This window comes from Streptomyces sp. NPDC006476 (assembly GCF_040612015.1).
GTDB classification, from domain to species: domain Bacteria; phylum Actinomycetota; class Actinomycetes; order Streptomycetales; family Streptomycetaceae; genus Streptomyces; species Streptomyces griseorubiginosus_B.
Window position 1 is genome coordinate 36,577 of record NZ_JBEXPK010000064.1, and the last position, 10,199, is coordinate 46,775.

The 10,199-nt window shown below is 72.3% G+C and carries 8 protein-coding genes; 1 reads left to right on the forward strand and 7 read right to left on the reverse strand.

Annotated elements, in window-relative coordinates; genetic code table 11:
• Positions 1 to 3: 3 nt before the first annotated feature.
• The 5 genes from hypF to ABZZ74_RS41865 form a co-directional block, all read right to left on the reverse strand.
• Positions 4 to 2,343, reverse strand: coding sequence for a carbamoyltransferase HypF (gene hypF / locus ABZZ74_RS41845; protein ID WP_356949380.1), 2,340 nt, complete (start codon positions 2,341 to 2,343; stop codon positions 4 to 6).
• A complete protein-coding gene (hypB, locus tag ABZZ74_RS41850) occupies positions 2,340 to 3,083 on the reverse strand; it encodes a hydrogenase nickel incorporation protein HypB (protein WP_356949381.1) in 744 nt (247 codons plus the stop codon). The genes hypF and hypB overlap by 4 nt, the downstream gene beginning before the upstream one ends.
• Before the next feature lie 50 nt (positions 3,084 to 3,133).
• Entirely contained in the window at positions 3,134 to 3,730 is a 597-nt protein-coding gene (locus ABZZ74_RS41855; RefSeq protein ID WP_356949382.1) for a hydrogenase maturation protease, read from the reverse strand.
• Positions 3,727 to 5,445, reverse strand: a complete 1,719-nt coding sequence (locus ABZZ74_RS41860; protein ID WP_356949383.1) for an enoyl-CoA hydratase-related protein — start codon at positions 5,443 to 5,445, stop codon at positions 3,727 to 3,729. Before ABZZ74_RS41860 ends, ABZZ74_RS41855 begins: the two co-directional genes overlap by 4 nt.
• 126 nt (positions 5,446 to 5,571) lie before the next feature.
• Positions 5,572 to 6,807, reverse strand: a complete 1,236-nt coding sequence (locus tag ABZZ74_RS41865; protein ID WP_356949388.1) for a glycosyltransferase — start codon at positions 6,805 to 6,807, stop codon at positions 5,572 to 5,574.
• Between the two features lie 217 nt (positions 6,808 to 7,024).
• Here ABZZ74_RS41865 and ABZZ74_RS41870 point away from each other — a divergent pair, with 217 nt between their 5' ends.
• The gene (locus ABZZ74_RS41870; RefSeq protein WP_356949384.1) at positions 7,025 to 8,992 is read left to right on the forward strand and encodes a ricin-type beta-trefoil lectin domain protein; all 1,968 of its coding nucleotides are present in this window, start codon (positions 7,025 to 7,027) and stop codon (positions 8,990 to 8,992) included.
• On the opposite strand, the gene ABZZ74_RS41875 is transcribed toward ABZZ74_RS41870, so the two are convergent.
• Positions 8,989 to 9,336 carry a hypothetical protein gene (locus ABZZ74_RS41875; protein WP_356949385.1) on the reverse strand — a complete coding sequence of 116 codons (348 nt, stop codon included), beginning with the start codon at positions 9,334 to 9,336 and terminating at the stop codon, positions 8,989 to 8,991. The genes ABZZ74_RS41870 and ABZZ74_RS41875 overlap by 4 nt on opposite strands.
• Positions 9,333 to 10,199: cbb3-type cytochrome c oxidase subunit I (locus ABZZ74_RS41880; RefSeq protein WP_356949386.1), on the reverse strand; the 867-nt coding region annotated here is incomplete at its 5' end. The genes ABZZ74_RS41880 and ABZZ74_RS41875, both read right to left, overlap by 4 nt.

Here is a 10,199-nt window from a genome sequence, read left to right on the forward strand (position 1 = left end):
GGGTCACTCCTCCTGTCGTTCGTGCGCCGCGACCACGAGTTGTCCAAGGGCCAAACCGCCGTCGTTCGGGGGGACTTCGCCGTGCAGCAGCACCGCGAAGCCGTCCTGGGCGAGAAGCCGCGCGCACTCCTCCTCCAGCAGTGCGTTGGCGAACACCCCGCCGCTCAGCGCGACGGTCGCCACTCCGGTCTCCCGGCGCGCCCGCCGGCAGATCTCCGCCACGGCCCGCGCGACGCCACGGTGGAAACGCGCGGCGAGCACCGGGACCGGTGTGCCGCGACGCAGGTCGGCGACGAGTGCGCCGAGCACGGGTGCCGGGTCGCACAGGCCGGAGACCAGGCCGAAGGTGTACGCCGTGTCGTCGGCGTACCGGGCCGCGGCGGCCGCGGCCTCCAGCTCCAGGGCAGCCTGGGCCTCGTATCCCGCGCGATGGCACACACCCACCAGGGACGAGACCGCGTCGAAGAGCCGGCCCATGCTTGAGGTCGCCACGCAGGCCACTCCGCGCGTCAACTGGCGCTTTAGGACGCTCAGTTCGGCGGGAGAGCAGGCGGCGACGCAGGGCAGGTCCGGCTCCCACGCCAGCCCCGCGGCCCACAGCCGGGCCAGGGCCAGCCGGCACGGGTTGGCCACCCCCGCGTCACCGCCGGGCAGCGGGGCCGGGGCGAGGTGGGCGAAGCGGCGGTGGCCCGTGTAGTCGGCGAGCAGGAACTCGCCGCCCCAGACGGTGCCGTCGTCGCCGTAGCCCGTGCCGTCGAAGGCCACGCCGATCACGGGTGTGGTGCCGTCGAGGCCGTGCTCGGCCATCGCCGAGGCGATGTGCGCGTGGTGGTGCTGCACGAACACCGGTGCTGAGAGGGGCGGTTGGGCGGCGCGACGACGGGCCCAGCGGGAGGAGTGGTAGCCGGGGTGGCGGTCGGCGGCGACGAGCTCGGGGGTGACGCCACTGAGCCGCCGCATGTGTCCCTCGGCCCGCTGGGCGGCCTCCAGCGTGGTCAGGTCACCCATGTCGCCGATGTGCGGGCCCAGCCAGGCCTGGTCGCCCTCGCCGACACAGAGCGCGTTCTTGAGGTCGCCGCCCACCGCGAGCGTGGGCCGCACGGCGACCGGCAGGCGCAGCGGGCGGGGCACATACCCGCGGGAGCGCCGCAGCACCTGTTCCGTGCCGTCGGCGCGCACCCGCAGCAGGGAGTCGTCGCACGGGGAGGCGATGACCCGGTCGTGGGCGAGCCAGGCGTCGGCCAGCCCGGCGAGGCGGGTCAGTGCCTCCTCGTCGTCCGTGACGATGGGTTCGCCGGAGCGGTTGCCGCTCGTCATGACCAGCACCCGAGGGCCCGGAGGGTCACCGGGCAGGCCCAGCAGCAGCGTGTGGACGGGGGTGTAGGGCAGCATCACACCGAGGTGCGGGCTGCCCGGGCAGACGCCGGTGGCGAGGGGGAGGCCCGCGGCCGCCGTCCGCCGGCGCAGCAGGACGATGGGGCGGCGGGGGCCGGTGAGGGCGGTCCGCTCGGCCGAGGAGACCTCGGCGATCCGCTCCACGGTGTCGAGGTCGGCGCACATGACCGCGAACGGCTTGCCGCCGCGTTCCTTGCGTGCGCGCAGGGTGTCGACAGCCCGTGCGTCGGTGGCGTCGCAGGCCAGGTGGTAGCCGCCGAGACCCTTGACGGCGAGGATCCGTCCGGCCGCCAGCAGAGCCCGCGCCGCCGCCAGGGCGTCGCCGTCCCGTGCGGGGCGCTGCCCGCTGCCGGGGGCGGGCACCAGGCGCAGCCGGGGGCCGCAGTCCGGACAGGCGACGGGCTGGGCGTGGAAGCGGCGGTCGGCGGGGTCGCCGTACTCCCGGGCGCAGGCGGGGCACATCGGGAAGCCGGTCATCGTGGTGAGCGCCCTGTCGTAGGGCATCCCCGTGGCGATGGTGAAGCGGGGGCCGCAGTGGGTGCAGGTGACGAACGGGTGGCGGTGGCGGCGGTCGGCCGGATCGGCCAGTTCCCGCAGACAGTCGGCGCAGGTCGCGGTGTCGGGCGGGAGCTGGGTGCGCCCGGAGGAGTGTTCGGTGGCACGGATGGTGAAGGAGTCGTCGACGCCGGTGACGGGCAGCTCCTCGACTCCTACGCCGGTGACGGTGGCCAGCGGCGGGGGCTCGGCGGCCAGCCGGTCGCAGAAACGATCGACCTCTTCCGGCAGGCCCTCCACCTCGATGAGGACGCCGCTCGCCGTGTTGCTCACGAAGCCGGAGAGCGCGAGGCCGGTCGCCAGACGGTGCACGAACGGGCGGAAGCCCACGCCCTGCACGGTGCCGCGCACGGTGACGCGACGGCGCACCGCCTGTGCGGCGGGCGCGGTCACGAGGCGTGGCCGGCCGTGAGGCCGGGGTCCTTCCGCACATGCCGGTGGGGGTGTGGGGCGAGGGGCGGACGGTGCACGGGAGCCCCGTCCCGCGCGGCGAGCACCCGTTCCAGTACGGCGCCGACGCCGTCGCCGTCCCGCGCGCAGGACCGGACGACCTCCACCCCCGGGTTGACCCGCTGCACATGCGCGAGGAAGGCGGCCTCGTCGAAACCGGCGGCCTCGGCCAGGTCGGTCTTGGTCAGCACGACCAGATGGGCGGAGCCGAAGGCGGTGGGGTACTTCAGCGGCTTGTCCTCGCCCTCCGTCACCGCCATGAGCACGATGCGCAGGCTCTCGCCGAGGTCGTAGGAGGCCGGGCAGACGAGATTGCCGACGTTCTCCACGAACAGCACCGCGGTGTCCTCGGGCAGCCAGTCGCGCACATGGCTGCTCAGCTGCCGGGCCTCCAGATGGCACAGCCCGTCCGTCAGCAGCTGCTTCACGGGTGCCCCCGAGCGGGCCAGCCGCTGGGCGTCGTTCTCGGTCGCCAGGTCGGCGGTGAGTGCGGCCACCGGGACGCGCCGCTGCACCGCGAGGGCCAGCACCCGTCCCAGCAGCTCCGTCTTTCCGCTGCCCGGGCTGGACAGGAGGTTGACGACGCCCACCCCGCGCCGGGCCAGTTCCTCGCGCAGGCTCGCGGCCAGGCCGTCGTTCTTCGCCAGGACGGCCTGGGTGACGTCCTCCATGGACTCGCACATGGGCGGTGCTCCTCGCGGTCGGTGTGGGGAGGGACCGGGATGTCGGTGCGTCACCGATCCTCGGCGCCGCCGGCCACCGGCAGCGGGAGCCCGGCCGCGGACGGGCCCGTGGATTCGTCCGGGCGGCCCAACGCAGGTGTGGCCAGGGGGTCGGCGAGCAGGACCGGGACCAGGGTGTGCAGGGCCTCGACGGCTCGCTCGACCGCGTCGCGGACCGTCGCGCTGATGCCCGGGGTGATGTCCTCGTCGCCGCTCGGCCGCAGCTCGGGCTCGCAGGCGAGGACGAGGACGCGCGGCAGCGGCTCGTCGCCGAGGTGGGCGGCGAGGGCCAGCACCTTGGCCGGATCCATGCCGTGCGCCTCGGGCGGGGCGGCGCCCTCGCCGCCGTCCGGGAGGTCCGGTTCGATCAGCGACAGGGTGCCCGGCCGGTGGCCCCGCACGGCCGCGTCGACGAGGACGGCGGTGTCGTAGCCGTCGAGCAGTTCGTACGCGAGATCCAGGCCGCGGATGCCGAAGTCCCGCACCCGCACCTCGGCGGGCAGCGGCCGCCGGTCCAGGGCGCGGATCACCTCGGGGCCGAAGGCGTCGTCGGCGAGGAAGATGTTGCCGACGCCTGCCACCAGCAGGCGGGTGCCGGACCCGGTCACCGGTCACCCCCGGCGACGGGCTCGCCGACCGGGGCGAGGGGCCGGGCCGAGCCGCCCGGCAGCTTGCGCACGAAGGCCGAGCGCAGGGCGTGGTAAGGGGCCCGCGCATCGAAGAAGATGGCCCGCATCCGGGCGAGTTCGGCCCGCCGGTGGTCGGAGAGCGGTCGTCGTTCCTCGTCGGCCCGGCGTGTCGCGGCCTTCGCGGCGATCTGCCGGGCGAGGTCCGGGGCACCGGCGAGCGCGGTGGCCAGCTTCTCCACCTCGGCGGCGAACGCCTGGGCCGGCACCGGCAGCAGACGGTCCACCATCCCGAGCCGTGCGGCGGTGGCCGCGCTCACCGGCAGCGCCTCGGTGGTCAGCCGCCGCGCGATCTCGCCTCCGACGCGGCGCGGCAGCGTGTACGTCCAGAACTCCGAGCCGTACAGGCCCATCCGCCGGTAGTGCGGGTTGAGGACGGTGCCCGTGCGGCACCACACCTGGTCCGCGGCCAGCGCGAGCATGACGCCGCCCGCCGCCGCGTTGCCGCCGAGCGCCGCCACCACCAGCCGGTCGGTGGTGCGCAGGACCGCCTCGACCAGGTCGTCCATGGCGTTGAGGTTGGACCAGGACTCACCGGCGGGATCGGTGGCGGCCTCGATGACGTTGAGGTGGATGCCGTTGGAGAAGAAGTCGCGGCATCCGCCGAGCACCAGCACCCGGGTGGGCCGGGTGAGCGCCTGCCGGTAGGCGGCGAGCAGCCTGCGGCAGTGGTCGGTGCTCATCGCTCCGCCGGGGAAGGAGAAGGTCAGGAAGCCGATGTCGCCGTGTTGCCGGTACCGGATGTCGGTCCAGGTCCTGCGGCCGGCGGGCAGCTCGAGCGGGGCCGGTACCTCCGGCAGTGACGGAGCGGAGAAGGCGGCGAGCACGGAGGCTGCGGGACGGCGGAACGGCGCCGGGTCGCCGGAGCTCTTGCGGGGCCGCAGTTCCGGAATCCACACCGCGCCGTCCCGGGTGGCCCGGCAGACCGCCCCGGCGCGGGTGGCGAGCAACTCCCCGGGGGCTCCGCGCAGTTCGTCCTCGGGGTGGCCGCCGTGCAGGAACACCTCGTGGCCGAGGAGTTCGTCCAGGACGCCCGGCTGCGAGTCGGCCCCACGGAGCTTGCGCAGCACCGTCCCGGTGCCGTCGTTCTCCCAGTCGATCCCGCGCCGCTCCTGGCGGAAGAAGTCGCGCCACACCACGCGGACCGAGGGATCGCTCTGCGGCTGCGGCTTGAACGCCCCCTCGGCGTAGCGCCGTACGGCCAGGCGGACGGCGGCCGCGGCGGCGTCCGAAGTCTCGTTGCGGTACAGGTCGCTCTTGCCGACCGGCGCCGTCGGGAAGGACTCGGACGCCCACACGTCACCGGCGTCCATGCCCGCCTCCGCCTGGAGCACCGTGACGCCCCATTCCGGCGCCTCCTCGGCGACGGCCCAGTCCAGGGAGGACGGGCCGCGGTCGCCGGGCGGCCCCGGATGCACGACGAGGCAGGTGTGCGCCCGCCAGACGTCCTCCGGCAGCGCCGTCCTCAGCATCGGGGCGATGATCAGTTCCGGACGCACCTCCTGTACGGCGGTCCTGATCGCCTCGGTGCCGTGCGAGGCGAGAACGACGTCGACCCGGTGCCCTTCGTCCGACAGTTCCGCGTACACGCGCTGGGACAGGCTGTTGAACGCGCTGGCGACGAGCAAGATGTCCATGACGCGGCATGATCGTCGGTGCGCCGGGGGGCGAGAAGGACCCGGGCGGCGTTTCGCCGTCCTCCGCGGGCTTGCTTCCTCCATCCGGAGCGCATCCGGGGTTCTGGGACGCCTCGCTGACCTCGGTCAGCCCGCCGTGCCGCACCGATCGACCGCGGACAGCACCGGAGCCACCCCGTCCTCCCCGCGGATGCGCGCCCCCAGATCGGCGGCGCGCCGTGCGAACGCCGGATCGCGGGTGGCCCGCATCAGGGCGGTGGCCAGGGTGTCGGCCGTCAGGCGGCGCAGCGGCAGGGCGCGGGGGGCGACGCCCAGGGCGACCAGGCGCGCGGCCCAGAAGCCCTCGTCGAACTGGATCGGTACCGGCACCGTCGGCACGCCGGCGCGCAGGGCGGCCGCTGTCGTACCCGCGCCCGCGTGGTGGACCACGGCGGCCATGCGGGGGAAGAGCACCGAATGGGGGACCTCGTCGATCGTCATCATGTCCGAGTCGGAGGCTTCGAGACCGGCCCAACCGCGCTGGATCACGCCCCGCAGCCCGGCCCGGCGCAGGGCGCGCACCACGGCCCCGCTCAGCCGCTCGGGGTCGGGCACGGTCGCGCTGCCCAGGCCGACGTACACGGGCGGTGGTCCCGCTTCGATGAAGTCCCGTAGCGCGGAGGGGAGTTCACTGTCGCCGTCGTACGGCCACCAGTAGCCGGCCACGGTGAGGCCCGCACGCCAGTCGCCCGGTCGGGGCACCACCAGCTCGCTGAAGCCGTGCAGCACCGGCCGCGCCTGCCGCTCCCGGTCCCGCCATGCCGCGGCGGCGCTCGCAGGGGGCAGCCCCAGCCGCTGCCGTACGGCCGGCAGCGCCCCGGCGAAGACCTGCTCCACGGCCAGGGTCACCCCGTGCCCGGCGATCCGGTTGCCCACCGCTCCGAGCGAGCGGACTCCGAGCATGGGCGGACCGAACTCCCGTGTCGGGGCGAGCGGTTGCAGGGGAACGTCCAGATACGGCAGGGACAGGCCCTCGGCGATGGTGCGGCCGAGGGGGCCCACGGAACCGGACAGGAGCAGCAGCTCGCTGGACCGGGCGGCCGTCACGAGGTCGTCCGCCATGCGTCCGACCAGCGCCCGCGCCATCGCGACCACGCGTACCAGCTTGCCCACCCCGGTGGCGCTGCGGTGCAGCCCGCGTCCCCGTGCGGACTCCAGCTCGGCCCGCGGGTCGACGGGCAGGGGATGGAAGCGGACGCCCGAACCGGCCACCAGCGGCTCGAACCGGGCGTGGGTGACCAGGGTGACCTCGTGCCCGGCACGGACCAGTCCGTGCCCGAGTCCGGTGTACGGGGCCACATCGCCCCGGGATCCCGCCGTCATGATCGCTACGCGCACGACGGCCAGTATGACGCCGTGTCAGGTCGTACGGCGACAACGACCCGTGCACAACGGCCACTTCACCCCTGTCGCATCCGTTGACTTCACTCTCCCGGTGGCTCTACTTTCGGCGCGCGATGCGTTCGGTTAACCGATCCTCGTTCGGTATCTCGAATAAGTGCCTTGGTCTGCTGAGATCCCCTCACACCGGAGGAGCCGCATGTTCCCCCCGCCGCACCCGCTCCGCAGAGGTGCCCACGTGCGCCTCAGATCCGCCGCCGTACGCCTCCTCGCCCTGCTCCTCACCGCGACCGCGGCCCTGCTGTTCGCCGGCCCCGGCCCCGCTCAGGCGGCGACGAGCCGTCAGATCGCCGTGCCCACCGCCCCGATGGGCTGGGCGTCCTGGAACAGCTTCGCCGCGAAGATCGACTACAACGTCATCAAGCAGCAGGTCGACGCGTTCGTGGCGGCCGGCCTGCCGACGGCCGGATACAAGTACATCAACATCGACGAGGGCTGGTGGCAGGGCACCCGCGACAGCGCGGGCAACATCACCGTCGACGAGTCCGAGTGGCCCGGCGGCATGAGCGCCATCGCCGACTACATCCACAGCAAGGGCCTCAAGGCAGGCATCTACACCGACGCCGGCAGGAACGGCTGCGGCTACTACTACCCGACCGGCCGTCCCGCCGCGCCCGACACCGGCAGCGAGGGCCACTACGACCAGGACATGCTGCAGTTCTCCCAGTGGGGCTTCGACTTCGTCAAGGTCGACTGGTGCGGCGGTGACGCGGAAGGGCTCGACGCCGCGTCGACGTACCAGTCGATCAGTGACGCGGTCGCCAGGGCGACGGCCACCACCGGCCGTCCGCTCACCCTCTCGATCTGCAACTGGGGCAAGCAGAACCCCTGGAACTGGGCGCCGGGACAGGCCCCCATGTGGCGGACCAGCACCGACATCGTCTACTACGGCGACTCGCCCTCGATGACGAACCTGCTGTCCAACTTCGACCAGACCCTGCACCCCCTCGCCCAGCACACCGGGTACTACAACGACCCCGACATGCTGATGGTCGGCATGGACGGCTTCACCGCCGCCCAGAACCGCACCCATATGAACCTCTGGGCGATCTCCGGCGCCCCCCTCCTCGCCGGCAACAACCTCGCCACCATGACCTCGGAGACCGCCGGCATCCTCAAGAACCCCGAGGTCATCGCCGTCGACCAGGACCCGCGCGGCCTCCAGGGCGTCAAGGTCGCCGAGGACAGCAGCGGACTGCAGGTCTACGGCAAGGTCCTGTCCGGCACCGGCAACCGCGCCGTCGTCCTGCTCAACCGCACCTCCTCCGCCCAGAACATCACCGTGCGCTGGTCGGACCTGGGCCTGACCAACGCCTCCGCGACCGTCCGTGATGTGTGGGCCCGCACCAACCTCGGCTCGTACGGCACGAGTTACACCACAAGCGTCCCGGCGGGCGGCTCGGTGATGCTCACCGTCACCGGGGGTACCGAAGCGGCGAGCAGCACCTACACCGGCACGGCGAGCTTCTCGGGCGTGGCCGCCGGAAACACCGGCGTCAAGGTCGTGGACGTCGCCTACACCAACAACACCTCCAGCGCCCGCACCGCGACCCTCAAGGTCAACGGCCAGGGCTCGACGACTGTCTCCTTCCCGCCCACCGGCTCCTCGCAGGGCACCGTCTCGGTGATGGTCGGCCTGTCCAAGGGCTCGGCCAACACCCTGGCCTTCACCGGCGCGCCGACCCTCGCGGACATCACGGTCCGTCCGCTGCCCGGAGCCAACGGCACCCAGGCCGTCGGCAAGCAGTCCGGCCGCTGCCTCGACGTCTACAACAACACGATCACCAACGGCACCCAGGCCGAGCTCTGGGACTGCAACGGCGGTCAGAACCAGGCCTGGACGTACACCTCCCGCAAGGAACTCGTCGTGTACGGCGACAAGTGCCTCGACGCCTACAACCTCGGCACCACCAACGGCACCAAGGTCGTCATCTGGGACTGCAACGGCCAGAACAACCAGAAGTGGAACGTGGGCAGCGACGGCACGATCACCAATGTCAACGCCGGGCTGTGCCTGGACGCCTACAACAACGGCACCGCCAACGGGACCTTGCTGGACCTGTGGAGCTGCAACGGCGGCGACAACCAGAAGTGGACGCTGAACTAGCGCCGGCCCAGGTGCATTGCCAACACCACCAGACCCGCGGCCACGACACCGGCACAGGCCAGCAGCCAACCGGCCAGCAGTCGGTTGCGCAGGCCGCGGTAGGCCGCCTCGTACTCGCCCCGTATCTGACGGGCACGCTCCGCCGTGTGCTGCCAGGAGGCGCGAGCGAGTGCGAGGTACTCCGCCTCGAACCGCCCCTCCACCTCCTCCCGTTGGGCCCCGGTCAGCCAGTCGAAGGGAGCACTGAAGCGGGCGGCGGCGCTTCGACCATCCTGCCGGGCGGCGGCGATCAGGAGGTGCCCCTCGATCTCGTTGAGAAGCGTCCGGGTGTCCTCGCTGCTCATGGGGCGGTCAACTCCCTCTCTGCAATGGGTGTCCGGCCGTGGTGGAGGTCGAACGCCGGGGATTCGCTGCGGATCGGGGGGAGTCGGCCGAAGTTGTGCCGCGGAGGCGGGCAGGAGGTCGCCCACTCCAGCGAGCGGCCGTAGCCCCACGGGTCGTCGACCTCGACCTTCTCGCCGTACTTGGCGGTCTTCCAGACGTTGTGGAAGAACGGGAACATCGAGGAGCCCAGCAGGAAAGAGGAGATGGTCGAGACCGTGTTGAGCGCGGTGAAGCCCTCGGCCGCCAGGTAGTCGGGGATACGGCGCTGCATGCCCTCGGCGCCCAGCCAGTGCTGGACCAGGAAGGTGCCGTGGAAGCCGATGAACAGCGTCCAGAAGGTGATCTTGCCGAGCCGCTCGTCGAGCATCTTGCCGGTCATCTTCGGCCACCAGAAGTGGAAGCCGGAGAACATCGCGAACACCACGGTGCCGAAGACGACGTAGTGGAAGTGCGCCACCACGAAGTACGAGTCGGAGACGTGGAAGTCGACGGGCGGAGAGGCGAGCATCACGCCGGTCAGACCGCCGAAGACGAAGGTCACCAGGAAACCCATGACCCACAACATGGGTGTCTCGAAGCTCAGGGAGCCCTTCCACATGGTGCCGATCCAGTTGAAGAACTTCACGCCGGTGGGGACGGCGATGAGGAACGTCATGAAGGAGAAGAACGGCAGCAGCACACCGCCGGTGACGTACATGTGGTGCGCCCACACCGTCACGGACAGACCCGCGATGGCGATGGTCGCGCCGATCAGGCCCATGTAGCCGAACATCGGCTTGCGCGAGAAGACCGGGATGACCTCGGAGATGATGCCGAAGAACGG

Excerpts from the sequence above, each read along its gene's own strand:
- hypB (WP_356949381.1), bottom strand. The coding sequence starts at position 3,083 with ATGTGCGAGTCCATGGAGGACGTCACCCAGGCCGTCCTGGCGAAGAAC.
- ABZZ74_RS41860 (WP_356949383.1), bottom strand. The coding sequence starts at position 5,445 with ATGGACATCTTGCTCGTCGCCAGCGCGTTCAACAGCCTGTCCCAGCGC.
- ABZZ74_RS41865 (WP_356949388.1), bottom strand. The coding sequence starts at position 6,807 with ATGACGGCGGGATCCCGGGGCGATGTGGCCCCGTACACCGGACTCGGG.
- ABZZ74_RS41870 (WP_356949384.1), top strand. The coding sequence starts at position 7,025 with ATGTTCCCCCCGCCGCACCCGCTCCGCAGAGGTGCCCACGTGCGCCTC.
- ABZZ74_RS41875 (WP_356949385.1), bottom strand. The coding sequence starts at position 9,336 with ATGAGCAGCGAGGACACCCGGACGCTTCTCAACGAGATCGAGGGGCAC.